The 26,954-nt window shown below is 66.4% G+C and carries 25 protein-coding genes; 1 reads left to right on the top strand and 24 read right to left on the bottom strand.

The annotated features are described in order from the left end of the window. Positions 1-78: 78 nt before the first annotated feature. The 6 genes from J0M27_RS14755 to J0M27_RS14730 are packed head-to-tail and all read right to left on the bottom strand — an operon-like array spanning position 79 to position 5,600. Entirely contained in the window at positions 79-1,047 is a 969-nt protein-coding gene (locus tag J0M27_RS14755) for a nickel-dependent hydrogenase large subunit (RefSeq protein WP_294993202.1), read from the bottom strand. Beyond that, positions 1,044-2,438: an ATP-binding protein gene (locus J0M27_RS14750; protein WP_294993199.1), complete on the bottom strand. Its 1,395-nt coding sequence runs from the start codon at positions 2,436-2,438 to the stop codon at positions 1,044-1,046. Before J0M27_RS14750 ends, J0M27_RS14755 begins: the two co-directional genes overlap by 4 nt. Before the next feature lie 59 nt (positions 2,439-2,497). Next, positions 2,498-2,935 carry a PGDYG domain-containing protein gene (locus J0M27_RS14745; protein WP_294993196.1) on the bottom strand — a complete coding sequence of 146 codons (438 nt, stop codon included), beginning with the start codon at positions 2,933-2,935 and terminating at the stop codon, positions 2,498-2,500. An 18-nt stretch (positions 2,936-2,953) separates the two neighbouring features. Then, positions 2,954-3,550 (bottom strand): YHS domain-containing (seleno)protein, encoded by a 597-nt coding sequence (locus J0M27_RS14740; RefSeq protein WP_294993193.1) that lies wholly within the window; start codon positions 3,548-3,550, stop codon positions 2,954-2,956. Further along, positions 3,550-4,908, bottom strand: coding sequence for an ATP-grasp domain-containing protein (locus J0M27_RS14735; protein ID WP_294993190.1), 1,359 nt, complete (start codon positions 4,906-4,908; stop codon positions 3,550-3,552). The genes J0M27_RS14740 and J0M27_RS14735 overlap by 1 nt, the downstream gene beginning before the upstream one ends. Then, positions 4,905-5,600: a VTT domain-containing protein gene (locus J0M27_RS14730; RefSeq protein ID WP_294993189.1), complete on the bottom strand. Its 696-nt coding sequence runs from the start codon at positions 5,598-5,600 to the stop codon at positions 4,905-4,907. Before J0M27_RS14730 ends, J0M27_RS14735 begins: the two co-directional genes overlap by 4 nt. A gap of 144 nt (positions 5,601-5,744) precedes the next feature. On the opposite strand from J0M27_RS14730, the gene J0M27_RS14725 reads away from it, so the two are divergent. After that, complete coding sequence (locus J0M27_RS14725) at positions 5,745-8,882, top strand: EAL domain-containing protein (protein WP_294993187.1); 3,138 nt, start codon at positions 5,745-5,747, stop codon at positions 8,880-8,882. Between the two features lie 4 nt (positions 8,883-8,886). Here J0M27_RS14725 and J0M27_RS14720 read toward each other — a convergent pair whose 3' ends face one another. From J0M27_RS14720 to J0M27_RS14635, 18 genes are all read right to left on the bottom strand, one after another. Then, on the bottom strand, positions 8,887-10,329 hold the full coding sequence (locus J0M27_RS14720) for a nickel-dependent hydrogenase large subunit (RefSeq protein ID WP_294993184.1): 1,443 nt from the start codon (positions 10,327-10,329) through the stop codon (positions 8,887-8,889). Next, complete coding sequence (locus J0M27_RS14715; protein ID WP_294993182.1) at positions 10,326-11,318, bottom strand: HupU protein; 993 nt, start codon at positions 11,316-11,318, stop codon at positions 10,326-10,328. The genes J0M27_RS14720 and J0M27_RS14715 overlap by 4 nt, the downstream gene beginning before the upstream one ends. Then, on the bottom strand, positions 11,315-12,751 hold the full coding sequence (locus J0M27_RS14710) for a sigma-54 dependent transcriptional regulator (protein WP_294993180.1): 1,437 nt from the start codon (positions 12,749-12,751) through the stop codon (positions 11,315-11,317). The genes J0M27_RS14715 and J0M27_RS14710 overlap by 4 nt, the downstream gene beginning before the upstream one ends. After that, a complete protein-coding gene (locus J0M27_RS14705; protein ID WP_294993178.1) occupies positions 12,748-14,484 on the bottom strand; it encodes a hydrogenase maturation protein in 1,737 nt (578 codons plus the stop codon). The genes J0M27_RS14710 and J0M27_RS14705 overlap by 4 nt, the downstream gene beginning before the upstream one ends. 11 nt (positions 14,485-14,495) lie before the next feature. Continuing rightward, the gene (gene hypE / locus J0M27_RS14700; protein ID WP_294993177.1) at positions 14,496-15,560 is read right to left on the bottom strand and encodes a hydrogenase expression/formation protein HypE; all 1,065 of its coding nucleotides are present in this window, start codon (positions 15,558-15,560) and stop codon (positions 14,496-14,498) included. After that, positions 15,560-16,687, bottom strand: a complete 1,128-nt coding sequence (gene hypD, locus J0M27_RS14695; protein WP_294993174.1) for a hydrogenase formation protein HypD — start codon at positions 16,685-16,687, stop codon at positions 15,560-15,562. The genes hypE and hypD overlap by 1 nt, the downstream gene beginning before the upstream one ends. After that, positions 16,684-16,917: a HypC/HybG/HupF family hydrogenase formation chaperone gene (locus J0M27_RS14690; protein WP_294993172.1), complete on the bottom strand. Its 234-nt coding sequence runs from the start codon at positions 16,915-16,917 to the stop codon at positions 16,684-16,686. Before J0M27_RS14690 ends, hypD begins: the two co-directional genes overlap by 4 nt. Positions 16,918-17,292: 375 nt before the next feature. Further along, a complete protein-coding gene (locus tag J0M27_RS14685; RefSeq protein WP_294993169.1) occupies positions 17,293-18,411 on the bottom strand; it encodes a carbamoyltransferase HypF in 1,119 nt (372 codons plus the stop codon). Continuing rightward, positions 18,408-19,427, bottom strand: a complete 1,020-nt coding sequence (gene hypB, locus J0M27_RS14680) for a hydrogenase nickel incorporation protein HypB (RefSeq protein WP_294993166.1) — start codon at positions 19,425-19,427, stop codon at positions 18,408-18,410. The genes J0M27_RS14685 and hypB overlap by 4 nt, the downstream gene beginning before the upstream one ends. 16 nt (positions 19,428-19,443) lie before the next feature. Further along, the gene (gene hypA, locus J0M27_RS14675; RefSeq protein WP_294993164.1) at positions 19,444-19,785 is read right to left on the bottom strand and encodes a hydrogenase maturation nickel metallochaperone HypA; all 342 of its coding nucleotides are present in this window, start codon (positions 19,783-19,785) and stop codon (positions 19,444-19,446) included. A 15-nt stretch (positions 19,786-19,800) separates the two neighbouring features. After that, positions 19,801-20,187 (bottom strand): hemerythrin family protein, encoded by a 387-nt coding sequence (locus J0M27_RS14670; protein ID WP_294993161.1) that lies wholly within the window; start codon positions 20,185-20,187, stop codon positions 19,801-19,803. Between the two features lie 57 nt (positions 20,188-20,244). Continuing rightward, positions 20,245-20,730: a [NiFe]-hydrogenase assembly chaperone HybE gene (hybE, locus tag J0M27_RS14665; protein ID WP_294993159.1), complete on the bottom strand. Its 486-nt coding sequence runs from the start codon at positions 20,728-20,730 to the stop codon at positions 20,245-20,247. Beyond that, entirely contained in the window at positions 20,727-20,990 is a 264-nt protein-coding gene (locus tag J0M27_RS14660) for a HypC/HybG/HupF family hydrogenase formation chaperone (RefSeq protein ID WP_294993157.1), read from the bottom strand. Before J0M27_RS14660 ends, hybE begins: the two co-directional genes overlap by 4 nt. A gap of 1 nt (position 20,991) precedes the next feature. Beyond that, the gene (locus J0M27_RS14655) at positions 20,992-21,480 is read right to left on the bottom strand and encodes a HyaD/HybD family hydrogenase maturation endopeptidase (RefSeq protein WP_294993154.1); all 489 of its coding nucleotides are present in this window, start codon (positions 21,478-21,480) and stop codon (positions 20,992-20,994) included. A gap of 2 nt (positions 21,481-21,482) precedes the next feature. Then, complete coding sequence (locus tag J0M27_RS14650) at positions 21,483-23,189, bottom strand: nickel-dependent hydrogenase large subunit (RefSeq protein ID WP_294993151.1); 1,707 nt, start codon at positions 23,187-23,189, stop codon at positions 21,483-21,485. A gap of 15 nt (positions 23,190-23,204) precedes the next feature. After that, entirely contained in the window at positions 23,205-24,371 is a 1,167-nt protein-coding gene (gene hybB, locus J0M27_RS14645) for a Ni/Fe-hydrogenase cytochrome b subunit (RefSeq protein WP_294993148.1), read from the bottom strand. Between the two features lie 2 nt (positions 24,372-24,373). Further along, positions 24,374-25,429 carry a hydrogenase 2 operon protein HybA gene (gene hybA, locus J0M27_RS14640; protein WP_294993146.1) on the bottom strand — a complete coding sequence of 352 codons (1,056 nt, stop codon included), beginning with the start codon at positions 25,427-25,429 and terminating at the stop codon, positions 24,374-24,376. A 2-nt stretch (positions 25,430-25,431) separates the two neighbouring features. Beyond that, positions 25,432-26,637 carry a hydrogenase small subunit gene (locus J0M27_RS14635; protein WP_294993144.1) on the bottom strand — a complete coding sequence of 402 codons (1,206 nt, stop codon included), beginning with the start codon at positions 26,635-26,637 and terminating at the stop codon, positions 25,432-25,434. Between the last annotated feature and the right edge of the window lie 317 nt (positions 26,638-26,954).

The following is a 26,954-nucleotide window of genomic DNA, read 5'->3' as shown; positions in this document are numbered from 1 at the left end:
GCTGCGCGCGGCTATCACGGGAACCTTCGAACAAGGCACTTCACGTTGAGCCGGGTGGCCGAGGCAAATCGTCGGAGCTCATAGCCAATCCATTTCCCAACGTACGCAGGGATCCAGCGCGGCCACCGCGCGCGCCGCGAACCCCGCCAAGGCATCGCGATCGCTCGCGTCGCGCCCGAGCAGCCAGCCGGCCAGCGGGCCCTGCGGATGGAAGTTCCATTCGGTCGGCGCGACGATGAAATAGTCGGCGATGCGCTCGCCCTCCAGCACGATCTCGTGCATCAGCAAGCCGCGTGCCGTTTCCACCAGTGCGCGCCCGCAGCCCGCTTCCACCGGAACCGCGCTCGCCGTGCCGCCGGCGCCGACTTTTTGATTTCCCGCGGCCCAGTCGCGCAGTTCCGCCAGGCGCGCCAGCCAGCGCATGGCCAGCGCGCCCGCGGCCATGCCGTCGCCGCATCCACGCCGGGCAAACGCACCGGTCTCGGCCGCCGCGCCTTGCCATTGCGGACGCTTGCAAAAGCCGGCGTCGAGTCGGGGAACGTGCGCCAGCGACCCGTGCGCATCGAACCCAGGCAACAGATGCAGCTTCGCGTCGCCGGCGTCCTCGATCTCCCGCAGGCGCCAGCCCAGATCCTCGATGCGTGGGCCGGCGAGGAAGGCCGCCAGTTCGGCACGGTGCCCGCCGCTCAGCCAGCGCATCGCCTCGACGAACTCGAACTGCATCGTCGGCGCGCCCAGCAGCGGCGGCAGGTCCAGCAGCCAGCGCCACAGGTGCTCGCGCAGCGCCTCGTGCTCAATACCGGGATCGACGTGCGCCGCGCAAGCGGTGCCGCGCGCCGCGGCCAGCGCGAGTCGCGCGGCGTGTCCCTGCGCCTTGCCGCAGAGCGCGAACAGCAGGGGCACCAGGCTCACGGCCTGCCCGGCGTTTCGCCCGCGCAAAGCCTGCGCCACCGCCGGGCGCTCGCTGCAAACCTCGACCGCATTGATCCGGCCATGGGCGCTGCCCAGCGTCAGGCGCACGCAGCCCGGATCGATGCCGGCGCTCATTCCCCGGCCAGCGGCAGGCGCAGCACGAACAGCGCGCCCCCTTTGGGATGGTTTTCGGCCGACAGGGTGCCGCCATGCCGTTCCACGATGCCGTAGCTGATGGCGAGGCCGAGGCCGGTGCCGCGCCCGACCGGCTTGGTGGTGAAGAAGGGATCGAAAAGCTTGTGCAGGTTCTCGGTCGGAATGCCGGGCCCGCTGTCGCGAAACCCGATCACGCCGATGCCGCCCTCGACGCGCCCGGAAATTTCCAACCGCCGCTCGCGGGCGTTCTCGGTGGCATCCGCCGCGTTCTGGACCAGATTCATCACCACCTGCTGCAACTGTCCCGGCGAGCCCGTGACCTCGATCGTCGGCGGCAGATCGAGCTTGACCTCGAACTGGTTCGCCGTGGCCTTGCACACCCACTGCACGGCACGCCCGACCACCTCGACCAGGTCGAAGGCGCGCCGCTCGTCGCGATCCGTCGCGGAAAACCGCTTCAGCGCATCGACGATGTCGCGCGTGCGCTCGGCCCCCTCCACCGTGCCGTCGATCAGCGACGGCAGGTCGTCCAGCATGTGGTCGATGCGCAGCTCGGCGCGCAGCGCCTCGCGTTCATCCAAAGGCAATTCGCCATGCACCGCCGCGAGGTAACGCGCCAGGCGCAGCGCATATTTCTTCAGCGCCACGGTATTGCCGTAGACGAAGCTGATCGGATTGTTCAGCTCATGCGCGACCCCCGCCACCAATCGACCCAGCGAGGCCATTTTCTCGGAGTGGACCAGTTGCTGCTGGGTGGTCTTGAGGTCCTCGTGGGCGCGGCGCAAGGCCTGGTAGGCGCGCCGCAATTCACCCACGGGGCGCCCGGTAATGACCAGGCCCAGCATCTTGCCGACGCCGTTATAGCGTGGCGTGCAGTTGAGCGAGACCGGAATCGCGCTGCCGTTGGCCGCCTTCAGCAGCATCTCGCAGTCCTCGACGGCATGACCGTCGGGATCGCCGAACAGGCGCCCGGCCCGCTGCCGCGACTCCTCGTCGGCAAACAGATCGAACACCGTGCAGCCGTGCAGCGAATCGGCATCGACGCCGAGCAGGGAGGCCAGCGCGGCATTCACGCTTTCGATCACCCCGGCCCGGCTGCAGACGATCAGCAAGTCGGACATCGAGGTCAGCACCGAGGATATGAACTGCTGGGTGTCCTCCAGCGTCGCGTTCTTCTCCTCCAGAGCCACTTCGTATTGCAGCAGGTCGTTATAGACCTCGTCCATCTTGCGTATCACGTCGAGCCAGATTCCGTCCTCCGCCGAGGCACCGGCGGCGGCGGCGAGCATTTCGACGGTCAGGGCCGAACGCGGCTCGTCGATCTGCGGCTCGGGCAATGCGCCTGGATTCGATGGGGGCTTTGCGCTCATGGGCGAAATGTACCTCAGCCGGCACTCTGCTGTGAGGACCGTGCCGCGCCCGCCCGTCGTCAGGCAGTCGGCAGCGGCCGATAGACCTTTCGGAAGCGGGCCTCTTCGACGATGCCGAAATCACCCGGGGCATATTGCAGCAGCCAGTCTCGTGCCGCGCCGTGCAGCAGGTCGCCCCCGGCCGAGCGGGCAACGGCGAACGATGCGGCCATCTGTTTCGCCCGCACCGGTATCGGTCGGGAGCGATAGCCGCCATCCTCCCCGGCTCGCAGCGGAGCGACGGGCAGGTACCTGGCTTCGAAGCGGGCGCGCGACACGCTCCAGCGGTCGCCGGTGGAGCCGGTGATCAACGCGTCACCGGCGGAATAGCGATTGGGGCCTTCGCGGCTAGCCAGTTCACCGTCCGTCCGGGCAAAGACGACCGCGACGATTTCGTCCTTGGCGAACCAGTCGGCTGCCGGATCGCCGGCAAGATCGACATTCATCAGTTCGCGCACGAAAACACCTGCGGCAAACTACTGCGCCCTGGCCCGGGAGTCGGCCACGGCCCTGGCCAGTTCCTCTCCGGTCTGGTAATGCGGCACCTTGACCACCAGCCGCCAAATGCGCCGGAGGAAGCTGTTGCTGCCGGCGACTTCATCCTTCCAGTACTTGTCCGCGAGCTCCAGGTTGCGCTTTTCGTCGAGTCCGAAAGCATCCTTCGAAGCCTGCCCGCCGAAAATAAAAAGCCGGCCACCGATGATCTTCCAGGTATCGGCGTCGCCGCCCCAGGGGATGCCATAGGCGATGCCGTTGGCGCAATAGCCACCGTACTGGGGCAGGTAGCGGGTCGGGTCGCGATCGAACATGGCCTTGTGCTCGGGGCTGGCAAAACGGAAGGTGACCTCCTCGTAGGTGCTGGTCAAGCGCGGGTTGCCCTGCACGTACTTGCCCTGCTGGAAATAGGCCACCACATCCGCGCCCTTGAGCATGACGCTGCCGTCAGCGCCCTCAGCCACCGCGTTGACCGGCTTCAGCTTGCCTCTTGGGTTCTGCGCCAGCATGGAACCGCAGCCGGATAGGGCAAGCGCAAGCAGCAGCGCGAGGACCATGCCGCCGAAGTGCAACTTCATCACGTCGTATCCATCGAGAGTTGGGGAACCGGCCGCGGGCCTTTCCACCCGTTCGGCACCACGCTGTCGCAACTGGCATAAGGTGCCGGCCAGCCCAGCAAGCGGCTCGCCTCCTCGCAGCGTCGCCGCAGGTCGTATGCATCGCGGCCGCCGAGGTGCACGATTCCGTAGCGGTAACTGCCCAGCCACTTGTAATCCCGCGCCATCGAGCCGCGCGGCTTGGGAAAGGTGAACAGCAGCGCGTCGGGAAAGCGCCGGGCGAATTCCCGCTGCCTTTCGGGTTGCGGCATTGGCGGGCGCAGCGTCGGATCGAACAGGCGATAAACCAAACTGGAAGCGGCGCCGGCGACCGGCACCGTGCGCGGCAGCAGCGCCGGATCGCGCCCGTGGGCCAGTTCCAGTGCGACGCGATGCAGGTCGACGCCCTCGACCCGCAGGTACAGGTCGGAAAACTGGGCCGCCATGCGCGGATTGAATTCGATCACCGTGAGCTTGCCGCTGGCGGGATCGTGGAAGAACTCCATGTTGAACATGCCGTGGCTGTAACCCACGGCGGCCAGGAAGCGTCGCGCCACATCCAGCGCCTGCAGTCGCACCCGTGCATCGATCCGGCTCGGGTAGTCGAAACGCATGAAGGCCTGCGTGCCGGGATACATCACCGATTCGACGATGCCCAGATCGCGCAGTTCGCCGCCGAAGACGTAGCCGTCGAGGTTGTACTGTTGCCCGTCAACGGGCCGCTCGATCAGCATGCGGTGGGCCGTGCCTGCCTGCGGCAGGCGCTTGCGCGCGACGCGTTCGAAGGGCTCGACCAGGTGGCGTATGACCCACAGTTCACCGACCCCGAAACGCGTCAGGGCGTGCAACTCGGCGCGGCTTTCAACGCGGCGCGCGAGGACGGAGAACGCCGCCTTCACCGGCTTGACGAACAGCGGGTAGTCGAGCCCGTCGGGCGCCGGGTCGCCGTAGCGGGCAGCCAGCGGGGCGAAAGACGCATTGGCTTCGGGGGCGACCCGCTGCAGGACTTCACGCGCATGCAGCTTGTGCTGGCAGGCCAGCACGGCATCGACCGGCGTGCCGGGCCAGCCCATGCGTTCCGCCAGCAAGGCGGCGGCGAGCGCGCCGAACTGCTCGTGGTTGGAAATCACCGCCCGCCAGCCGGCGCGGCCGGCACGGGCGGCAAGGCGTTCCACCATGCGTTCCATGTCGAAAAACGCCAGATGGGCATTGCTCGGAAAGCTGAACAGGTCGAACCCTATCGAATCCTGCGGAAATCCATCAAACCAGCGCCCGAACCCGATGCGATCCCAGTCGTAATTGAACAGGACCAGGTTGCGCGCCGGCAGCGAAGCGCTCATCGGTCGCGTGCGCCGGCCATGACGAACACGCCGCGCCGTTCCAGCAACTTTCCGCTCACCAGCGGCACGAGGCCGATCGCGGCCAGCGCCAGCAGCAGGCCCGGCGACAACAGGCCCTGCGGGGAGCCGACGCGGGCCAGTTCGACCCCGGCATGGGCGTAGGCCAGGGTGCTGGCGAACATGCCGACAAAACTGACCCAGGCGAAGGTCCACAAGCGCATGCCGGTGAGGCCGGCGGCCAGATTGACGACCACGAACGGAATCATCGGCAGCATGCGCAGGCTGAACAGGTAGAAGGCACCGTCCCGGGCAAAGCCGGCATCCAGTTCGCGCAACCTGGCGCCGTGGCGCCGCACCACCGCCGCCCTCAGGAAACGGCGCGAGCCAAGCATGGTCAGCACCGCACCCAGCGTGCAGGCCGACAGGCTCAACAACGTGCCGCCCAGCAATCCGCAGGCAGCACCCGCGGCCAGCAACAGGAGCGAACTACCGGGCACCGCGAACGCGGCCATCAGCACCTGCGCGCAGAACAGCAGGCAAGTCACAGCGAATGGATGGGTACGATGCAGGCCAACGATATCCCCGACGGTCGCGACCGCCTGCGCGGGATCCGGCAGTCCGCCGCCATGGGCGATCCACCCCGCAATGATCGCCAGCAAGCCTGTCGGAATGAGGAAAATTGGAGCGCGCAAGGGATTCTTGTTCTTTTGCAATGAATTATTGAAGCATGAAGTCCGCCGTCAGTGTACACGATCCGCGCATCACGGTCGCCAGCGGGAGCAGGTTCGGCATCGTCGGGCTGGTGCGGCGCCATTCCGATCGGGTAGGATGGCGCAATGCCTGATTTCCCTGTCCTGACCACCAGCCTGCGTCGCCTGGGGCTGGTATTCTGCATCTTGCAGCAGGCCGGACCTGCATTCGCCGCGCAGCCCGGGGGAGCGCCTGTTGCCGCCGAACCCCTGCGCATCGGGGTACTGGCATTTCGCGGCCCGGAACGCGCGCGCGCGGAGTGGCAGGCCCACGCCGAATTCCTTGAAAGCAAGCTGGCGCCTCGCCGCTTCAGCATCGTGCCGCTGACCTTGGACGAATTCGGTCCGGCCATCGCGCAGCGTCGGATCGACCTCGCCATCACCAACAGCGGTCACTATGTCGCACTCGAATCCGGTGGTCGCATCTCGCACATCGCGACCATGCGCACCGCCGGGCCGCAAGGGCCGGTGGGCCGCTTCGGCGGCGTGGCCATAGCCCGTGCCGGTCGCGACGACCTGAAGACCTATGCCGACCTGCGCGGCAAGCGGGTCGCGGTGCCGGACGTCAAGGGCTTCGGCGGCTGGCAGGTGCACCTGCGCGAAGCCCGCCATGCCGGCATCGAACTGGCACGCGACCTGGGCGGCGTAATCGAGTTGCGGAGCCAAGACAATGTCATCGAAAGCGTGCTCGACGGAACGGCGGACGCCGGATTCATCCGCTCCGACCTGATCGAGAACCTGACCGCGGCCGGAGCGCTGGATCCGTCCCGATTGCAGGTGATCAGCCCCCGCCAGACCGCCAATTTTCCCTACCAGCACAGTACCCAACTCTATCCGCAGTGGCCATTTGCACGACTCGATCATGTTTCCGAGGAACTCGCGCGCGACCTGCTGATAGCGCTGCTCGACATGCGCCCTGAACATCCGGCGGCGCGCGCCGCCGGCATCCACGGCTGGACCCTGCCGCAGAATTACCAGAGCATCCACGACCTGTTCCTCGAATTCCGCCTCGAGCCGTATGCCGACCTGCCAGTCGAACTGTCCGACGCCATTGCGCGTTACGGCAAGCCGCTGTTCCTCGCCGCCGCGTCGATCATCTCGCTACTGCTGGCCGCGCTCTGGTACATCGCGGTCAGCAATACCGCCTTGCGTCGCAGCAAGGAGCGCCTGCAACTTGCCGCCGGCGTCTTCGAACACGCGCAGGAGGGCATCATGATCACCGATTCGAGCGGCGCGGTGATCGATGCCAACGACACCTTCCTCGCCTTGACCGGATACTCCCGAGACGAGGTGCTGGGACGCAATCCGCGCTTCCTTTCTTCCGGAGAGCAGCGTCCGGAGTTCTATCGGGAGATGTGGGATAACCTCCTGCGAACCGGTTTCTGGCGCGGCGAACTGGTCAATCGCCGCAAGGACGGGTCGCTATACGTGCAGCAGACCAGCATTTCCGCCGTGCGCGACAGGCGCGGAAGAATCCGGCATTTCATCGGCTTGTCGAGCGACGTCAGCGCGCTGCGCGAATCGCAGAAGCGCCTCGAGCAAATGGCCTACTTCGATACACTGACCGGCTTGCCCAACCGGCGCATGCTGTCCGATCGGCTGTACCAGGCAATCGCCCAGGCCCGCCGTTCCGAAAAGCTGCTGGCGGTCTGCTATCTGGACCTGGATGAATTCAAGGCGATCAACGACACCTGGGGCCACGCCGCCGGCGACACCTTGCTGGTCGAAGCCTCCCGCCGCCTGCAGGCCCGCGTCAGGGCCGGCGACACGGTCAGCCGAATGGGCGGCGACGAATTCGTGCTGCTGCTGGGCAGCCTGACCAGTTTCGAGGAATGCGAAATCGCGCTCGAACGCATACGCGACGCCATGGTACGTCCCTTTTTCCTCAGAGAGGGCGAGGCACGCGTCTCTTGCAGCATGGGTGTCACCCTGTATCCGCTGGACGGCGACGATCCGGACATGCTGCTGCGCCATGCCGACCAGGCCATGTACCTGGCCAAGCAGGGAGGCAGGAATCGGTTTACCCTGTTCGACGCCGAGCACGACCGCATTTCCGAAATGCGGCGCGAATCGCGCAGGGCCGTGCAGGATGCCATGGGCAAAGACCAGTTGGTCCTGTACTTCCAGCCTCAGGTCAACATGCGCAGCGGGCAGGTCGTCGGCGCGGAAGCACTTGTCCGCTGGCAGCACCCGGAGCGCGGCTTGCTCGATCCGGGCGAATTCATGTCGACGGTTGAACTGGTGGGCCTGCATGCGCCGCTGGGAGGGTGGATACTGAGCAATGCGATACGCCAGTACGAAGCCTGGAGCATGGGCAACCGCGACCTGAAGCTCAGCGTAAACATCGCCGCCGAGCAGTTGCACACCGATGGCTTCGTGGAAAACCTGCGCGAACTTCTTGCGCGCCACCCGGCCGTCGCAGCGCATCGACTGGAACTGGAAGTCCTCGAGACAACCGCACTCGATGACCTCGCCAAGGTGTCGCGCGTGATCGAGGATTGCAGGGCACTGGGTATCAGCTTTGCCATCGACGACTTCGGCACCGGCTACTCGTCACTCTCCTACCTGAAGCAGCTGCGTGCCGATACCCTGAAAATCGACCAGTCCTTCATCCGCGACATGCTGGCCGACCCGGACGACCTCTCCATCGTCGATAGCATCGTCGGCCTCGCCGCCGCCTTCAGGCGCAACGTCATTGCCGAGGGCGTCGAGTCGATTCGCCATGGCCGCCTCCTGTTGCAGCTCGGCTGCGAGCTGGCCCAGGGCTATGCCATCGCCCGCCCCATGCCGGCGGGAGAACTTCCGTCCTGGATCGCCGCCTGGCGGCAACCGCCGGAATGGCGCGACGTACCGATATGGCCGCGCGAGGATCTGCCGTTGCTGACCGTCGAAATCGATCACCTGTGCTGGACCTCGCAACTGGAGGCCACGATCAAGTCACCCCCGGGCCACACCGCCCCGTCGCCACCATTGGACCCGCACGCTTGCCGTTTCGGGCACTGGCTGGACCTGTCCGGCCGCGATCGCTATGGCAGCTACGCCAGTTTTCAACACGTCGAGCAGGCTCACGAGCGTGTGCATGCGGTGGGTTGCGAGATCGATCGACTCGCGCGCGAGGACAGGGAAGCGGCACGCAGGCAGTTTTCAGATCTGTACGCTCCGCGCGACGAACTGCTGCAGGCGCTGGCGCGCTTGCGTGAGGAAGTCCAGTCGGGCCGCGTATAGCGGATCAATGCACCGTGCAGACCATGCACGGATCGAAGCTGCGAACCACGTGGTGAATGGCCGCCGGCAGCGGCGCGGCTGGATCGGCCGGCAGGCCGGCCAGCGCCTGTTCGAGAGCGCCGGGCTGGCCCCCCGAGTCGCGCGGCGAGAAATTCCAGGTGGTCGGGGCGATGATCTGGTAATTGTGGATGCGGCCGCGGCGCACCGTCAGCCAGTGACCCAGCGAACCTCGCGCAGCCTCGACGAGGCCTGTGCCGGAGGTTTCGTCCGCCAGCCCCGCCGTGATGCACCAGGGTTCACCGGGCACCAATTCACCGAGCCAGCGTTCCATCGCCGGCAGCACCAGGGCCAGCTCCAGCAGGCGGGCGACAACGCGGGCGGCGACGCTGCCGCCGTCGCGGGCGACCATGTCGCGCGCCAGCGGATGCCCCGCCACCATCTGCCGCGCCAGTGCGCCGGTTTCCACCACCTGGCCGCCCAGGCGCGGTGCCTTGCACCACGAATAGGCTCCCTCCTTCTCGGCCACCGGCAGCGTGCTGCCCTCGGCTGGTGGCTGGGCCTGTCCGGTGGCGGCGTACCAGGCGTGGCTGGTGTCCTCGTCGATCAGGGCGGCATCCAGCGCACATGGCGCGCCGTGCCACACGCCGGCCGGGAACAACCGACGACCGCCTTCGTCGTAGCAACCGTAACTCATGTAGCGGTCGGTACCGCGCCCGAGTCGCCAGAGGTCGAGGTCGGCGGCGATCGCGAGGAAGCTTCGCAAGTCGCCGCCCTGACCGGATGCGGCCCAGGATTCGAGTTCGCCACGGCTCGAAATCGCCGCGATCACCTCCAGACGGGCGCCGAAGGTGACGCTTTCGAGGAAGGCGCGGAATTCGCGGACGATGCGATGCAGGCGGAAGACCTCGGAACTCTGCAGCGGCCGCGTCGAGCCGCCCGGCTGCACCGCCAGCGTGTGAGGCCACTTGCCGGCGAGGAGGCCCATCGCCTGCATGAAGCGGGCGCGCCCCGGCAGCACTTCGTTGACCGCGGTGCCGACCGTGGCGCGGAAGCGCTCCGCGGCGCCGTGGTGCCAGCGCCGACTTTTATATTCCGCACGGGCGAAGTCAGGCATGAAGAACAGGTAGAAATGCGTGAAGTGGTCGGCCATGTTTTCCGCCGCCAGCGTCAGGTTTGCGGACAGGCGGCCGTTGGCCGGCGGCGCGATGCCCGCCGCATCGGCCAGCGCCAGCGCGGCGGCGGCCGATTGCGCCACCGAGCAGATGCCGCAGATGCGCGGCACCAGCACCAGCGCATCGGCCGGCAGCTTGCCTTGCAGGATTTGTTCGAAGCCGCGATACAGCGGCGAATTGACATAGGCCGCTGCTACCTGCCCGGCGTCGATGTCGAGCGTGACCTCAAGGTCGCCCTCGACGCGATTGAAGGGGCCGACAATGCGACGGGTCATTTTTTATTGCGCTTGACCGACGGCGCGCGCAGCTGGTGGTCGGCCGTGGCGTTCTCGCGCACACGCGCCGGCGTTGCCGATTTCGACAGGGCGGCGAGCGCGATGAACCAGGCCTTGGGCATGTCGGCCGGCAGGCCGATGGGGATGCCGGCTACCTTGGGCGTGGTTTCGAAGGCGTGGCCAGGTTCCTCGAAGCCCGGCTCGGTGCAGCGGATGCAGGCGTAGCCGCCGCGCAGGCAGGAACCTTCGCCGTTCCACAGCCGCTGGTTGCAATCGGCATGGGCCTGGGTACCGGCACACCCCAGATGCTCCATGAGGCAGCCCTGGTCGGAATGTTTCTGGGCGCTGGCCTTGAATTCGTAGTACTCGTTGCGAGGACAGCCGTGGTGCACCAGTTGGTCGGCATAGAAGCGCGGCCGGCCGTAGTCATCGAGCTGGGCCGCGCCGAGACGCCCATGTGCCAGTGCCGCCAGCGTCTCTGTCATCCAGTCCGGATGCGGCGGACAACCGGCGACGTTGATCACCGGCAGGCCGCTCGGGTCGCGAAACTCGGGCCCGAGCAGGCCGCCGGCCATTTCGCCGTCGTACTGCAGGCCGCAGGCATCGGTCGGGTTCATGCCCGCCGCGGTAATGCCGCCCCAGGCCGAGCAACTGCCGATGGCGACGACATGCTTCGCGCGCCCGGCGATCTGCTTGATCCAGTCGATCATCGGTCTGGCGCCACCGCCGAAGCGATGAAAGCCGCCGCTGCCGCGCGGCCCGCGCAGCAGGGAGCCTTCAACGCACAGCACATCGACCGATTCCCTGCCGTCGGCACAGCGCGCGATCAGTTCGCGCGCGTCATCCAGGCAGGCCTCGGACAGGCTCGGATGCCACAGGATCTCGATGCCCTCGTCCGCCAGCAGGCGGAACAGCGGGCCCTGCTCGCTGCCCAGCCAGGACAGGGTGCAACCGCCGCAACCGCCCGACTGGAGCCAGAGCAGATTCATTCGGCATCTCCATCGAGACCAAGGCGCGCAAGCTTCATGCGCAGGCCGACGCGGGTCAGGCCCAGTTCCTCGGCGACGCGCGTCTTGTTGCCCTTGTGCCGTTCCATGGTCGCGGCGATCACCTGCCCCTCGAGCCGGTCCAACCGGTCCTTGAGCGTGCCGCTTTCGCCATCGACCGCGAAGCTCGCGCCGGACATGACCTTCGCCACACGCAGGCGCGGCGACAGCAGCTCCGCGTCGAGCAGGTGGCCCTCCGCCAGCGCCAGCGCGCGCATGACTTCGTTCTGCAGTTCGCGCACATTTCCGGGCCAGTGATAGGCCAGCAAGGTCTTCAGCGCCGCGTCGGAAAATCGCCGTCCGGCCAGCGCCGACTCTTTGAAAAGACCGCCGACGATCAGCGGGATATCCTGCGGCCGTTCGCGCAGGCAGGGCATGTGCAGGCCGATGCCGGCGATGCGGTAGTACAGGTCGCGGCGGAAGCGCCCGCTGGCGACATCGGCCTCCAGGTCGCGGTTGGTCGCGGCAATGATGCGCACGTCCACCGGCACGGTGCGCGCGCTGCCCACCGGACGCACCTCGCCTTCCTGCAGGGCGCGCAACAGCTTGACCTGGAAGGCCGGCGACGTGTCGCCGATCTCGTCGAGGAACAGCGTGCCGCCGTCGGCCTGCTGGAACAGGCCGATCCGGTCTTCATGGGCGCCGGTGAAGGCGCCCTTCTTGTGGCCGAAGAGCTCGGCTTCGAGCAGGGTATCGGGCAGCGCACCGCAGTTCTCGACGACGAAGGGACGCTGCGCACGGTCGCTGGAAAAATGGATCGCGCGGGCCAGCAGCTCCTTGCCGGTGCCAGATTCGCCGGTGATCAGCACCGACAGTTCGTGCCCAGCGATCTTCCGCGCCAGTTCGCAGACGGCATTGAGCGGACTGTCGGCGGCACGGGCGAGGCGGTCGAAGCCCGAGCGCGCCTTGAGCGTGCCACGCCGGCTGGCGACGCGCTGTACCAGCAATTCCGGGCTGTCGCGCAGATCGAGCGACAGGCGCTGGTTTTCCTGCTGCAGGCGCCACAAGTCGGCCGCGCTCTTCAGCGTCAGCAGCAATTGCTCGGGATGCCAGGGCTTGAGCAGGTATTGCCAGATGCCCGCCTGGTTGATGCCGGCGATGATGTCCTCGGCATCGGTGTAACCGGACAGGATCAGCCGCACCGTGTCCGGCCACTGGCTGCGCACGCGGCGCAGGAACTCGACGCCCTGGGTGCCGGGCATGCGCTGGTCGGACAGCACGATGTGCACGAACTCGCGCGCCATGACGGCTTCGCCATCCTCGGCCGATGCGGCGGTGAACACCGTGAAGTCCTCTTCCAGCGTGCGGCGCAGGGTCTCCAGCGAGCGCGGCTCGTCATCGACCACCAGCACGGAAAGTGGCGCAGGCGTTCTCATTCGGGAACGGTCCAGCCGAGGTCGCGGTGCCGCGCCAGATGGCGCGGGGTCCAAGATGCCAGCGACTTGCGCACGAAATGGTGGCGCGCGACATGGTAGCTCGGGTCGAAGCCGTAGAAGTTGCGCCGCATCTGCGCCAGTTCCTCCGCGCGGTAGGCGGCGAGTGGCTTTTCCGCTTCGTCCCTGGCGCGGCGCTCGCGCTTCGCGGCAAGGCGTTCGTTCAGGTCCGGGGCCGATGCGATCTCCATGGCGCGCCGCGCCACGTCGGTGCGGAAGGCCGCGGCATCGCCGGCCAGGCAGGCATCGCTGAAGCCGGTCCCGACCGCGGCCTGCGCGGTCAGCGGCTGGCGGTTGCGCATGATGTCGCGCGCGCCCTGGTCGCCGACGCGGCGCGGCAGCAGGTAGGTCCAGTATTCCGAGCCGTAGAGGTTGCCCATGTTCTTGTAGTGCGGGTTCAGCATCACGCCGTCGCGCGCCCACACCAGGTCGGCGGCACGCGCCAGGAAGCAGCCGCCGGCGCCGGCATTGCCCCCCAGCGCGGCGATGGTGATCTGTTTGCCGCTGTCGATGAGTTCCAGGGCCAGGTCGTTCATCGCGTTGATGTTGTGCCAGGATTCGTCGGCCGGCGATCCGTCGTTGAGGCTCGCCGCCTCGATCACGTTGAGGTGGATGCCATTGGACCAGAAGTCGGCACCGCCCTGCAAGACGATCACGCGCACCGGGCGCGCCTTGGCCCAGGCCAGGGCTTCGCGCAAGCGACGGCACTGCGCGGTGGACATCGCGCCGTTATAGAACTCGAAATGCAGGAAGCCCACCGCATTTTCGTCACTACCCGATTCTTCCCAGGCGATGTCCTGCCAGGTGGCGTGGTCGGCGCGTGCCCAGCCGGCCAGCGGCGCGTCGGGCAACTGCGCGGCCTCGGCGGCAAAGGCCAGCGTCGCCGGCAGCTTGAAATCTCCTTCGCGTCTGGCATGGCCGATCCAGATCGCACCGTCGCGGGTGCGCCGCAACAGCGCCGTCTCGCGCCGGGCCACGACATCGCCCGGGGCGGCGTCCGGCCCACCATGCAAACGCGCCTCCGGCCAGGCATCGAAGATCTGGCAGGGAATGCCGAAAAGGCTGTCGGCGACGCCGGGAAAGCCGTCGGCGGCGTCGATCTTGCGCAGCACGGTGGCGCTGTCGTCCTGCTGCCAGTCGATAGCGCGCTCAGTCTGCGTCATCAGCGGCCGCAGGCGGCCGCGCGCGCCGGGCCAGTCGGCCAGCGGCGTCGGCAGTTCGTGCGCCGCGTAACGCTCGACGGCCTGCAGCACGGCCGTCACCGCCGCCTGCGTCACCTCGTTGCGATAGATGCTGGATTTCTTCGCCGCGCGCAGCGAAAACTTCGCCGTGGCCCAGACCGGCCCGGCATCCATCTCGGCTTCCGCCTGCAGCACTGTCACGCCCCACTCCGCCGCGCCTTCCAGCAAGGCCCAGTCAAGCGCAGATGGACCGCGATCGCCGACGATGCCGGGATGCACGACCAGGCACACATGCCGCCGCCAGATCGAAGCGGGGATCGCGCGGCGCAGGTAGGGCGCGACGATCAGGTCGGGTCTGAACAGCGCCACGGCCTCCTCGGCGACGCTGTCGGCGATGTCGAACTCGATCGATATCTCGTGTCCACACCCCTGCAATGCCGCACCCAGCCGCTGCGTCAGGCTGTTGAAGGCGTGGGTCAGGAGCAGGATGCGCATCGGCAGGCCACTCAGCAAATGCGGGGCAACTGGTCGCCCGCCAGCCAATCGACGATGCGTTTGCCGCCAAACGTGGTTGTCATCTGCACGAAATGGTGGTCGTCGGCGATCACGTCGCCAATGTAGCAGGCGTCGCGCCCCAGCGGATGGGCGCGCATGGCGTTGAGCAGCAGTTCGGCATCGGGCGCATCGCAGATCACCACCAACTTGCCTTCGTTGGCGACATAGAGCGGGTCGAGGCCGAGGAATTCGCAGGCCGCGGCGACCACCGGTTTCACCGGGATCGCCTTCTCGTAGAGCATCATGCCGACGCCCGACTGCCCGGCGATTTCGTTGAGCGTCGCCGCCAGCCCGCCGCGCGTGGGATCGCGCAGGCAGCGCAGGCCGGCGCCGGTGGCCAACATCGCGGCGATCAGACCGTTCAGGGCCGCGGTGTCGGATTCGATGGTCGCTTCGAAGGTCAGGTTCTCGCGCTTGCTCATGATGGCGACGCCGTGGTCGCCCAGCGAGCCGGAAACCAGGATCACGTCGCCCGGCCGCGCGCGGCTGCCACCGAGCTCGAGGCCGTCGGGCAGCACGCCAACGCCCGTGGTGGTGATGAAGACGCCGTCGCCCTTGCCGCGCTCGACCACCTTGGTGTCGCCGGTCACCACCGGCATGCCGGCCTCTTTCGCGGCGGCGGCCATGGACTCGACGATGCGCGCCAGGTCGCCCAGCGGAAAGCCCTCCTCGAGGATGAATCCGGCCGACAGGTAGAGCGGCGTGGCACCCATCACGGCCACGTCGTTCACCGTGCCATGCACCGAGAGGCAGCCGATGTCGCCGCCGGGGAAAAACAGCGGCGAGACGACATGCGAATCGGTGGACATCACCAGGCGTCCGGGGCGCCCCCTGAAAGTCGGCGCCGGCAGCACGGCGCCGTCGTTGCCCTGTCCAAGGTATTCGTTGCCGAGGTGTTTGGCGAAGAGCTCGGAAATTAGCTGCACCATCGAGCGCCCACCCGAGCCGTGCGTCAGGTCGACGCAGCCGTGCTTCAAGTCCAGTGGCCGCACGTAGCCCCTCTTGACCTCGCCCATCAGTGCATGTCCTTGTATCGTCCGTAGCTGTAGTGCGCGGCGCAGGCGCCCTCCGAGCTCACCATGCAGGAGCCGATCGGATTCTCGGGCGTGCACACGGTGCCAAATATCTTGCAGTCCTGCGGGCGCTTGACGCCACGGAGTATCGCGCCACATTCGCAGGCCTTGTTGTCCGGCACCGAGCGGTAGTCCAGATTGAAGCGGCGCTCCGCGTCGAAGGCAGCGTAACGCTGGCGGATGCGCAGCGCCGAATAGGGCACGACCGACAAGCCGCGCCACTCGAATTCGCGGCGCAGTTCGAAGACATCGGCGACGCGGTCCTGCGCCTTGAGGTTGCCGTCGCGCGTCACGGCGCGGGCGAACTCGTTCTCGACCGCGGCGCGCCCTTCATTGACCTGGCGCACCAGCATCAGGATGGCCTGCATCACGTCCAGCGGCTCGAAGCCGGCGATGACCACGGGCTTGCGGTATTCCTCGGCGAAGAATTCGTAGGGCCGGCTGCCGATCACGGTGGACACATGGGCCGGGCCGATGAAGCCGTCGAGCGGCACCGTGCCCCATTGCCGCACTTCCGGCGATTCGAGGATGTTGCTGATCGCCGAAGGCGTCAGCACGTGGCAGCAGAGCACGCTGAAATTCTTCAGCCCTTCGGCATCGGCCTGCTGGATCGCCACCGCCGTCGGCGGCGTGGTGGTCTCGAAGCCGATGGCGAAGAACACCACTTCGCAATCCGGATTGTCGCGGGCGATCTGCAGCGCGTCGATGGTCGAATACACCATGCGGATATCGCCGCCGCGCGCTTTCGCCTTCATCAGCGAAAGCCCGTCGGAAGCCGGTACGCGCAGCGTATCGCCGTAGGTGCACAGGATCACGCCCCGCTCCAGCGCCAGCCGGATCGCCAGGTCGACGCGACCGATGGGCAGCACGCAGACCGGGCAGCCGGGACCATGCACCATGCGCACCGTGGGCGGCAGCAGGTCGCTCAAGCCATAACGCGAAATCGCATGGGTATGTCCGCCGCAGAATTCCATGAAGCTGTAGTTGCGCCCGGGCTGGACCGTGGCGGCAATACTGGCACCGAGATTCCTCGCCAGTTCGCCATCGCGAAATTCGTCGATGTATTTCACGAGGCCGCGCCGGCTTCCGCGTTCATTTCGGCAAACAGCGCCAGGGTCTTCTCGGCCTCTTCAGGATCGAGTTTGGTCAGCGCATAGCCGACATGCAGGATCACGTAGTCGCCAACCTGCACGTCTGACAGTAACGCCAGTGAAATTTCTTTCCGTACACCGCCCAGGTCCACTATCGCCGTGTCATTGGCGCCGACTTCTATTACTTTTACTGGAAGTGCCAAACACATATTAGTTTCCTCAGAGCACGCCAAGGGGGATGGGTGACCGCCGCTGCTCGTGTCCTCCGAGCCGGGCTTCGCCCGACTCTCCCCCTTTACCTCGCTGCGTCGGCCACCCATCCCCCTTGGCGGAATACGCCCTTGCCGTGCAACCGTCGCACAGCAACAACGTCACCGGATCTGGAGGGTGGGGTGTTCTGCGCAGCGAAGTAAAGAAGGGCGTAGGCAGGGTTTCGCGGAGCACTGCTCCGCGCTGCCGCAGCCGGCTTGCCATGCAGGGCAAGCCGTGGGGCGAGGAGCCCGAAGGGCGACGACGGATGACATGAGCGGAGTAGAACACCCCACCCTCCAGATCCCGCGCCAGCGCCAAATCCGCGAATGTTTTCATCGGCTCTCCAGCGAGTGAAGCGCAACCCACGCCTGCCCCAGCGCCAGCCCCGCATCACCGGGCACCAGCTTGATCGGCGCCAGCATGCGCAGTCCAAGAGCTTCCAAATCGCGACGCAGGCCGGCCGACAACAGACGGTTGAAGAAGCAGCCCCCGCCAAGCGCCACGGTTTCGATTCCCGCCGATACACAGGCACGCTGCGTCCACTCGCTGAGCGCCGCCACCAGCGTCGCATGGAACAGGGCCGCGCCCTGCTCCGCATCGCGCTGGCCGGCGAGTTCACCCAGCAGCGGGCGCAGGTCGAGCACGCCATCGTCGAGACGCCAGCCATCGGCCATCGCTTGCGGCCAGCCTTCGGCCTCGATGCGCCGCGTGGCCGCCTGCTCCAGCTTGATCGCCGCTTCGGCGTCCATGTCCATTTTCAGGCAAAGCCCGAGCAGGCCGGAAGCGGCGTCGAACAGGCGGCCGGCGCTCGAGGTGCGCGGGCAGTTCAGCTTCTTTTCCAGCATCGCCAGCACCGTGGGGACGCCCGGTTCGCCCGGATAGCGCGCCGCCACCTCGTGGCCGCGACCGAGGTCGTGCAGCACGGCAGCCGCCATTCGCCAGGGTTCGCGCGCGGCGCGATCGCCGCCGGGCAGCGCCAGGGGCGCGAGATGGCCGAGGCGCTCGAAATGCGCGCCCTCGACCTTCAGCAGTTCACCGCCCCAGGGCGTGCTGTCGGTGCCGAGACCAACGCCGTCCAGCGCGAGGCCAATCACCGGGCCGCATTCACCATGCTCGGCGCAGACCGCGGCGATGTGTGCATGGTGGTGCTGCACCGGGACGGCGGTGATGCCTAGCCGCGCCGCAATGCCGGCCGCATGGCGCGAGGAATGGAAATCGGGATGCAGGTCGTGGGCAATCGCCACCGGCTCGCCGAGCCAAACCAACAGAGTCTCGGCTTCCTGTTCATGGGCTATGCAGGCTTCCGGAGTATTCAGGTCGCCAACCACGCGCGACATGCGGGCCTCACCGCCCTTGACGCCGCACAAGGCGTTCTTGAACCAGGCGCCAGCCGCCAGCACCGGCACGGCGCCGGCGAAGTGCGCAGTCAGCGGAATTACCGCCTCGGTCATCGGGCGCCGAGCCTGGCTTCGAGTTCGGCCACGCGCCGCTTCAGCGCATCGACGGTCGCCAGCTTCTTCGTCGCCGTGTCGCGGGCGCCGACTTCCAGCCACTTCAGCCACTCGTCCATGCCCTGCCCCGTGGTCGCCGAGACCTGGATCACCTCGATGGCCGGATTGACGCGGCGGGCGAATTCGATCGCGGCGTCGACCTTGAAGCTGAGATAGGGCAGCAGGTCGCACTTGTTGAGCAGCATCAGCGTCGCAGCGCGGAACATGTCCGGGTACTTGATCGGCTTGTCCTCGCCCTCGGTGACCGAGAGGATCACCACCTTGTGCGCTTCACCGAGGTCGAAGGCCGCCGGGCAGACCAGGTTGCCGACGTTTTCCACCATCAGCAGCGAATCCTCGCGCAGGTCGAGCTTCTCCATGGCGTGGCCGACCATGTGGGCGTCGAGGTGGCAGCCCTTGCCGGTGTTGATCTGGATCGCCGGCGCCCCCGTGGCGCGAATGCGTTCGGCATCCTGGTCGGTCTGCTGGTCGCCTTCGATCACGGCGACCGACGCCTTGCCCCTGAGCATCTCGATGGTCTTGCACAGCAGCGTGGTCTTGCCCGAGCCTGGGCTGGACACCAGGTTCAGCGTGAAAATGCCGCGCTCGGCCAGGCGCTCGCGGTTCTGCTTGGCATAGGCGTTGTTCTTGGCCAGGATGTCCTGCTCGATCTGCACCATGCGCTTCTGGCTGACGCCGGGGGCGTGGGAATGGGCCACCGCGTGGGAATGCGCCGGCGCATAGCGGTGGCCGTGGTCATGGGCATGTTCGCCTTCATGGCCGTGGTCGTGACTGTGGCGAGTGCCGTCGGCATGGACGTGTTCATGGGTGTGCGGATGGTCGGGGCCATGCTCGCCTTCGTGCTCATGGCCGTGGCTGTGGCGCGTACCGTCGGCATGCACATGCTCGTGCCCGTGGTGGGGATCGTCACCGTCAATTTTCACTTCGCCCGCGGCGCAGCCGCATGTCGTACACATTGAATTCTCCGATCGCCTACGCGACTTCAAGTTCCTTGACCCGCATCTCGGTGCCACCCGTGACCTGCATCTGGTGGCTGCCGCACTGCGGACATTCGCCGAACACTTCGCTCATCGGCACCGCCATCGAGCACTCCATGCACCAGCCGGTACCCGGCGTGTCGACGATCTCCAGCGTCGCGCCGTCGGCGATGCTGTCGCGCATCACCGCGTCGAAGCAGAACTTCATCGCTTCGACCTCGACCCCTGACAGTTGCCCGATCTCCAGCCAGACCGTGGTCACCCGTCCAAAGTTTTGTTCGCGGGCGGCATCCTCGATCAGTTGCAGGACCCCCTCGGCAAGCGCCATTTCATGCATTACCCGCGTTCGCCGTCAAAGCCCATTGCGCACGCTGTCGGCGAAACGCCGGTCGCGCGTGGCGATGTGCTTGCCAATGAAATCCAGCGTCTCCGTGGCACGTCCGGCCACCAGCGCCGTTTCGCCGCGGGCGTGCTCGGCGGCGATGCCGCGCAGGGCATCAAGCATCTGCGCGTGGTCTTCGACGTGCTCCTCGTAGTCGTCGTAGCTCTTCATGCGCATCAGCAGTTCTTCCGAGGCGAAGTGCGCCTGGCTGTAGTCAATCAGTCGCGCCAGTATCTCGCCGACGACGGCAGGGTCGCCGTTGGCGCCGGCAGCCTTGCACAGTTCGCGCAACAACCCGGTCTGGACCTCGTGTTCACGCTCGGTATCCGCGTTGGATGCGGAATTGAATTCAGCCATGCCAGACATTGCCCTGCCCTTTCCTGAAATCGGAGATCCTGCCGTGGGAGGACAAGCTTAACGCATCGCCAGAAAGCGTCGACGCGAAAGCGACGGCTGTCCGGCGGGGGGAGGCACCGTCGCTTCCCCGGCGGCTGCATCGGTCAGCAGCGCGACCAGCGAGGCGCGCGCGGTCATGGTCGCCTCATACTGTGTGGCAAATTGCCCCATCGGCGAAAACAGGGGACAGCTCTGGTACTCGCCGAGTTCCGCTTCCGCGCTGCCGAGAAAGGCAAAATCGCCCGCCGGGAACTTGACGAAACGCCGCTTGTTGTCACCCGTCGAAACCCAGGTTTCGGCGCTGCCCGGCACCAGCAGGAGGCTCATGCACCAGGGCGTGACCACGATGCCCAGCCAGTGCCCCTGCCAGCGCTGGAAATCGACGGCTTCCACGGACAGGGCAGGATTGAGGATGGGCACGTCGGCCATCTGCTCGCGCTGGATGCGGAAGAAGGCATTCTCCACCGCATCGGCGGGACTGGCTTCATGGATCCGGAAACTCATGCCGCCGCCAGACCATCACCCCAATTGCGGGCGTCGCCTCCCTGTTCCATCACTTCGCGCATCAGGGCCAGGGCCTCTTCGGCTCGCGTCGCTTCGACCCGTTCGAAAGCAAAACCGCCGGCCTGTATCAACAGGTAGTCGCCGATGGCAATCTCCTCGTCCATCAGCAACAGGCTGACTTCGCGCTGCTGGCCGAAGCACTCCGTGACGGCCACGCCGTTACGCACCTCCACTACTCGCGAGGGGGCAGCGAGGCACATTTCAGGCGACCTTCCTCACCGGCATCAGGCCGTAACCGCGGGTAAGCAACTCCTCGGCCGCAAGGTCGGCCAGGCGCGGCACCATGCGTGCAATCGCCGGCGTCATTTCCAGGCCCAGTTCGAGCGAGCTGAATTCGACGCCCAGGACGACGATTTCCTTCGGCATGGCGTCGAGCAGTTCCAGGCTGGCCAGCACATCGGGCAGCGCGATCTGGTGCGGCGAAAGCTTGTGGCGGAAGAACACGGGGATTTCGTCTCCGGCGATCTTCACCAGGGTACCGGGCGGCGCCCCGGTCTTGACCACGTCGAGCACGATCAGGAAATCGAGATCCGACAAATCCTCGATCATCTCCATGCCCGAGGTGCCGCCATCGATCGCCAGCACGCTTTCCGGCAGCGACCAGGCGGCCTGCAACTCCTCGACCGCGCGCACGCCGGCGGCCTCGTCGCTGAGGATGATGTTGCCGACGCCGAGGACGACCGCGCGCATGGTCAAACCGCCCTCACGCTGATCGCGGTATTGCTTTCCTTGTCGGTCAGGTGGATGGCGCAGGCGATGCAGGGGTCGAAGGAATGGATGGTGCGCAAGACCTCCAGCGGCTTCTCGGCGTCGGCGATCGGGGTGTTGAGCAGCGAGGCCTCGTAGGGGCCGGGCTCGTCCTTCTCGTTGCGCGGGCAGGCGTTCCAGGTCGAGGGCACGACGCACTGGTAGTTCTTGATCTTGCCGTTGTCGATCACCACCCAGTGCGACAGCGCGCCGCGCGGGGCCTCGTGGAAACCCACGCCCATGACCTCGTCCTTCGGGAACTTGGGCGCGTTGAAGGTCTTGGTATCGCCCTTGCCGATATTCTCGACCAGCGCGGACCACTGCCCGGCCAGCATGTCGACCTGCACCGCGGCCGTCACGGCGCGGGCGGCGTGGCGGCCGATGGTCGAGTGCATGGCGTCGAGGCCTACCTTGGTCTTGGCCAGCGCCGAGACGGTATCGAGCGCGGCGGTGGCGTATTTCTTGGTCGGCTCGTGGCCCGCGGCGAGCATGTTGAGCACGCGCGCCAGGGGGCCGACCTGGGCCACCTTGCCGTAGAAGGTCGGCGACTTGAGCCAGGAATACTTGGCGTCGTCCTTGAAGTCGGTGTAGTTGGGCTTGGTCTCGCCCTTGTAGGGGTGCAGCGCGCCGCCCTTGGAATAGTCGTACCAGGAATGCTTGACCGACTCCTCGACGCCCTTGGTGAAATACTCGTCGCCGAAAGTCTTGATCGGCTTGTAGCTGGAAAGGTTGCCGCCCTCGATGAAGCCGCCGGGCATGGCGAACTGCGTGCCCTTGGTGTCCATCGGAATGTCGGGCACGGCCAGGTAGTTGGTGACGCCCTTGCCGATCGCCGTCCAGTCGGCATAGAAGGCGCCGACGGCGGCGACGTCGATCAGGTACACGTTCTTGACGAAGTCGGAAAGCTCGTCGATGAAACCCTTGATCGCCATCAGGCGCTCGACGGTGAGCACGGATTGCGAATCGGTGGCGATCGGGTTGGCCACACCGCCGACGGCCACGTTCTGGATGTGCGGGGTCTTGGCGCCGAGGATGGAGACGATCTTGTTGGCCTTGCGCTGCACTTCCAGTGCCTGCAGGTAGTGGGCCACGGCCATCAGGTTGACCTCGGGCGAAAGCTTCATCGCCGGGTGGCCCCAGTAGCCGTTGGTGAAGATCCCCAGTTGGCCGCCATTGACGAAATGCTTGAGCCGCTCATGGGTCTTGCGCATTTCGTGCTTGTTGTTGAGGCTCCAGGAGGACAGGCTCTCGCCCAGCGCGGCGGCCTTGTCCGGATCGGCCTTCAGCGCCGAGGTGACGTCGACCCAGTCGAGCGCCGAGAGATGGTAGAAATGCACGATCTGGTCATGCACCGCGTGGGCCAGGATGATCAGGTTGCGAATGTACTGCGCATTGAGCGGCACTTCCATGTTCAGGGCATTCTCCACCGCGCGCACCGAGGTGATCGCATGCACCGTGGTGCACACGCCGCAGATACGCTGGGTGATGGCCCAGGCGTCGCGCGGGTCGCGGCCGAGCAGGATGAGTTCGACGCCACGCCACATCTGGCCGGAAGACCACGCCTTCTTGACGCGACCGCCATCGACATCGACGTCGATGCGCAGGTGGCCTTCGATGCGGGTGATGGGATCAATCGTTACGCGCTTGGACATGGTTGTCTCCGTGCTTCAGTGGGTAGCGGCTTCCCGGGGCAGCACCGGGAAGCGACGGGTGATGATGATGTAACCGAGAACCTCGAGGGCGAACATGCCGGCCGTGACCAGCACCTCCGCCAGGGTCGGGAAGTAGCTGAAACCGCCGGAATCGCCGACGATGGTCTCGTAGCCGATCAGGAAGCCGTTAAGGCGCAGCATGGCGCCGCCCAGCATCAGCAGCACGCCGGCAAGGAACAGCCGCGCCGGATTGCGGCGGTTGTCCTCGGCGCCGATCAGGATCAGCGGCACAATGAAACTCAGCATTTCGATCCAGAAGCACAGCGCCTCGATCGAAGGCACGAAGGCCCTGGGCAGCGCGCCGCGGACCACCAGGTCGGCGATGCGTATCACCAGGTACACGGCGAGGAAGCCGAGCATGATCTTCGCCAGCGGCGTCAGCAGGTGGCCTTCGATCTTGCGCCGGTAGGCGGTCGACGTCAGGCAGGACTCGAACAGCACCACCGCATAACCCATGGTGATGGCGCTCAACAGGTAGAGCGCGGGCTGGATCGGCGTCTGCCACAGCGGATGGATCTGCACCCCGAGCACCACCAGCAGCGTGCCCAGCGACGATTGGTGCATCATCGGCAGCAGCGTGCCCAGCGCGATGATGAAGAACATCGCCCTGCCTACCTTCTTCTTCAGCTCGAGCTTGCCCTGCTGCTCGAGGATCACCGGCGAGAACTCGATCCACATCACGATGATGTAAAGCGAGATGCACACCGCCACCTCGAACATCACCGAATTCAGGTTGATGGACCAGGGATTGAACATGTGCCAGACGTTCCAGGGACGCCCCAGGTCGAAGATGACGCCGGCACCGGCCAGGGTATAGCCGAACAGACTGGCCAGGAGCGCCGGTCGCACCAGCGGGTGATATTCACCCTTGTTGAAGATGTAGACCAGCATCGCCACCGAGAAGCCGCCGCAGGCGAAGGCCGAGCCGATGACGACATCGACCACCACCCAGATGCCCCAGGGATAGCCATCGTTGAGGGCGGTGACGGAGCCGAGGCCGAACAGGAAGCGCACCATCAGGATCGCCACCATCAGGGCGATCAGCACGCCGCAGGTCAGGGTAAGCGCATTGACCAGGCTGCCGCCGACCGGCGCGGGCGCCGCATGATTGTGGTTGGCCATGATCAGGTCCCCTCCTTGCCGGATTCATCATCCTCCGGCTTTACATTGCGCTTGGCGACGAACGTCATCGCACCGAGCACGGCGAAGGGCATCAGCAGCCCGCCATACAGCGTGTGCTGGATGGTTTCCGACATCGCCGCCGCGGCATCGGGCGGCAGGTCGGGCATGCCCAGCTTCTGGAAATTCACTCCCGACAGTTTGAGCACCTGGGTGCCGCCGTATTCCTTCTCGCCATAGACATGCTGCAGGTACTTGCCGGCCTGGGTTTCATAGCTCTGGTCCGGCTCGTCGCGCCAGCCGGCGCGCATCATCACGCCCTTGCCGTCCGGCTTGCCCTGCAGAGCCTTTTCCTGGGCGTGGCGCAGGTGCCCGCGCGGAAAACGGTTCATCTCGCCCGGCTTCATGGCCAGCCGGCGCTTGGCCTCGGCCAGCAGGTCCTCGGTGCGGCCGAAGAGCGTGGCCCCGGTGGGACAGACCTCGGCGCAAGCCGAATAGTGGCCGTCCTTGTGGCGATGGCGGCACAGCTCGCACTTGCCAATGCGGCCGGTGGGGGAATCGTACTGGTACTTGGGAATGCCGAAGGGGCAGGCGGCGACGCAGTAGCGGCAGCCGATGCACTTGTCGGGGTTGTAGCCGACCACCCCGGTCACCGGGTCCTTGGTCATCGCCGACACCGGGCAGGCCGAGACGCAGGACGGGTCGCCGCAGTGCATGCAGGACGTCTTCATGAAAGCGAAGCCGTTGGTCTCCTGGTCCTTGGCATCCATGGTGCCGTTGCGGTACATCTTGATCAGGTTGAAGGTATAGCCCGAGGTGTCGAGCGGCGTATCCCACAGGTGGTCGAGGGTAGAGAACTCGGCCGGGTTTTCGTTGGCCGTCTTGCAGGCCGCGACACAGGCCTTGCAGCCGACGCAGAGGGTACTGTCGTAGAGCAGGCCCAGTGCTTCGGGCGGACGCGGGCGGGTTTCGCGCGCCAGGGCAGGACTCGCCACGGCGCCGGCGGTGGCCGCCGCGCTACCCGCCAGCACACCTTTCAGAAAGTCGCGCCGGGTACCCATGATCAGGCTCCGGCCTTGTCGTCGGATTGCTTGGCGGCGGACTTGGCACGCTCGGCCTCCTCGGCGGCGTGCGACAGGCCCAGGTTGCGGGTCAGCATCACGGCGGCACCGGCGGCGGCGCCGGCTACCGCCGCCACTGCGGCGGCGGATGCGAAGGAAGCGGCCTTGCCCTGCTCTTCGACGATGCGCGGATATTGCAGCGGCGGCGTCACGTTGAGCATTTTGGCGACCTGGTGGATCGGCTTGGTGAAGCCGACACCCTTTTCGGTGCAGCCGATGCAGGGATGGCCGCAGCCGACCGGCCAGTTGTTCTCGCCGGCGTCGCCAAAGCCCAGCGTCGAGCAGTTGGCATAGGTTTCCGGACCCTTGCAGCCCAGCTTGTAGAGGCAGTAGCCCTGGCGGTGGCCGCTGTCGCCGAATTCCATGGCGAAGCGGCCGGCGTCGAAGTGGGCGCGGCGTTCGCAGTTTTCGTGGATCAGGCGCGAGTAGGCGAACTTCGGCCGGCCCAACTTGTCGAGTTCCGGCAGCTTGCCGAAAGTGAGGAAATGCACCACGGCGGCAAGGAAGTTGTAGGGGTTGGGCGGACAACCGGGGATGGTCATCACATCCTTGCCGAGGATTTTCGCAACACCCTCGGAACCGGTCGGGCTGGAGTCGGCGCCCGAGATCGAGGGAATCGTCGAGGGCATGCCGCCCCAGGAGGCGCAGGAACCGATGGCGATCACGGCGGCGGCATCGGCCGCGCATTCCTTGAGCAGGTCGATCGCGGTCTGGCCGCCGATCTTGCAGTAGATGCCATTGGCCTTGGTCGGGATCGCACCTTCCACCACCAACACGTACTTGCCCTTGTTGGCCTTCATGGCGGCCTTGCGCGCGGCTTCGGCCTGGTGCCCGGCGGCGGCCATCAGGGTCTCGTGGTAGTCGAGCGAGATGACGTCGAGGATCAGCTTTTCCAGGGTCGGGTGTTCGGCGCGCAGCAGCGACTCTGAACAGCCCGTGCATTCCTGGAAGTGCAACCAGATCACCGAGGGCCGCTTGGCGGCTTCCACCGCCTGGGCCACCGCCGCCTCGGCGCCGGCCGGCAGGCCCAGCGTGGCGGCGACCGTGGCGCAGAACTGCAGGAATTCGCGGCGCGGCATGTCGAGGCGCCGCTCGACATCATCGAGCGCGTTGCGGCCGGTGTCGAAAAATTCGTTGAGATTGCCCATGTCTGCTGTCCCCCTGGTGTGCCGGGCCGCACCCCGGCCCGTATTTAAGGAGAGACAAACGCAAGTCCCGGGCCATATTGGGCTTTTTCTTCAGCACCATGCGCATTCAATGGCTTGCGAAGATTTGATTTCCACTTAAAGTAATTTCTTCGGTTAGCTTGTATTCACCCTGCTAACCACAACTCAGATCCGGTGTTGCCGGAAGCTCCGCCACAAGGCGAGGTCGTAGGCGATCTTGAGCACGCCGCAGGCAATCAGCGGCGCCGCCAGCCAGCCCCCGGCGAGCAGCGCGCCGCCCAAGGCCGGGCTCAGCGGAG

The sequence above is a fragment of the Sulfuritalea sp. genome (assembly GCF_017302275.1).
GTDB lineage: Bacteria > Pseudomonadota > Gammaproteobacteria > Burkholderiales > Rhodocyclaceae > Sulfuritalea.
Note: the sequence above shows the minus strand (reverse complement) of the source record. Positions and strands in the feature narration are given on the sequence as shown.

What these genes read in the sequence shown, in the direction of transcription:
- J0M27_RS14755 (WP_294993202.1), bottom strand. Translation starts at nt 1,047, where the DNA reads ATGAGCGCCGGCATCGATCCGGGCTGCGTGCGCCTGACGCTGGGCAGC.
- J0M27_RS14750 (WP_294993199.1), bottom strand. Translation starts at nt 2,438, where the DNA reads ATGAGCGCAAAGCCCCCATCGAATCCAGGCGCATTGCCCGAGCCGCAG.
- J0M27_RS14740 (WP_294993193.1), bottom strand. Translation starts at nt 3,550, where the DNA reads ATGAAGTTGCACTTCGGCGGCATGGTCCTCGCGCTGCTGCTTGCGCTT.
- J0M27_RS14735 (WP_294993190.1), bottom strand. Translation starts at nt 4,908, where the DNA reads ATGAGCGCTTCGCTGCCGGCGCGCAACCTGGTCCTGTTCAATTACGAC.
- J0M27_RS14725 (WP_294993187.1), top strand. Translation starts at nt 5,745, where the DNA reads ATGCCTGATTTCCCTGTCCTGACCACCAGCCTGCGTCGCCTGGGGCTG.
- J0M27_RS14720 (WP_294993184.1), bottom strand. Translation starts at nt 10,329, where the DNA reads ATGACCCGTCGCATTGTCGGCCCCTTCAATCGCGTCGAGGGCGACCTT.
- J0M27_RS14715 (WP_294993182.1), bottom strand. Translation starts at nt 11,318, where the DNA reads ATGAATCTGCTCTGGCTCCAGTCGGGCGGTTGCGGCGGTTGCACCCTG.
- J0M27_RS14710 (WP_294993180.1), bottom strand. Translation starts at nt 12,751, where the DNA reads ATGAGAACGCCTGCGCCACTTTCCGTGCTGGTGGTCGATGACGAGCCG.
- J0M27_RS14705 (WP_294993178.1), bottom strand. Translation starts at nt 14,484, where the DNA reads ATGCGCATCCTGCTCCTGACCCACGCCTTCAACAGCCTGACGCAGCGG.
- hypE (WP_294993177.1), bottom strand. Translation starts at nt 15,560, where the DNA reads ATGGGCGAGGTCAAGAGGGGCTACGTGCGGCCACTGGACTTGAAGCAC.
- J0M27_RS14690 (WP_294993172.1), bottom strand. Translation starts at nt 16,917, where the DNA reads ATGTGTTTGGCACTTCCAGTAAAAGTAATAGAAGTCGGCGCCAATGAC.
- J0M27_RS14685 (WP_294993169.1), bottom strand. Translation starts at nt 18,411, where the DNA reads ATGACCGAGGCGGTAATTCCGCTGACTGCGCACTTCGCCGGCGCCGTG.
- hypB (WP_294993166.1), bottom strand. Translation starts at nt 19,427, where the DNA reads ATGTGTACGACATGCGGCTGCGCCGCGGGCGAAGTGAAAATTGACGGT.
- hypA (WP_294993164.1), bottom strand. Translation starts at nt 19,785, where the DNA reads ATGCATGAAATGGCGCTTGCCGAGGGGGTCCTGCAACTGATCGAGGAT.
- J0M27_RS14670 (WP_294993161.1), bottom strand. Translation starts at nt 20,187, where the DNA reads ATGGCTGAATTCAATTCCGCATCCAACGCGGATACCGAGCGTGAACAC.
- hybE (WP_294993159.1), bottom strand. Translation starts at nt 20,730, where the DNA reads ATGAGTTTCCGGATCCATGAAGCCAGTCCCGCCGATGCGGTGGAGAAT.
- J0M27_RS14660 (WP_294993157.1), bottom strand. Translation starts at nt 20,990, where the DNA reads ATGTGCCTCGCTGCCCCCTCGCGAGTAGTGGAGGTGCGTAACGGCGTG.
- J0M27_RS14655 (WP_294993154.1), bottom strand. Translation starts at nt 21,480, where the DNA reads ATGCGCGCGGTCGTCCTCGGCGTCGGCAACATCATCCTCAGCGACGAG.
- J0M27_RS14650 (WP_294993151.1), bottom strand. Translation starts at nt 23,189, where the DNA reads ATGTCCAAGCGCGTAACGATTGATCCCATCACCCGCATCGAAGGCCAC.
- hybB (WP_294993148.1), bottom strand. Translation starts at nt 24,371, where the DNA reads ATGGCCAACCACAATCATGCGGCGCCCGCGCCGGTCGGCGGCAGCCTG.
- hybA (WP_294993146.1), bottom strand. Translation starts at nt 25,429, where the DNA reads ATGGGTACCCGGCGCGACTTTCTGAAAGGTGTGCTGGCGGGTAGCGCG.
- J0M27_RS14635 (WP_294993144.1), bottom strand. Translation starts at nt 26,637, where the DNA reads ATGGGCAATCTCAACGAATTTTTCGACACCGGCCGCAACGCGCTCGAT.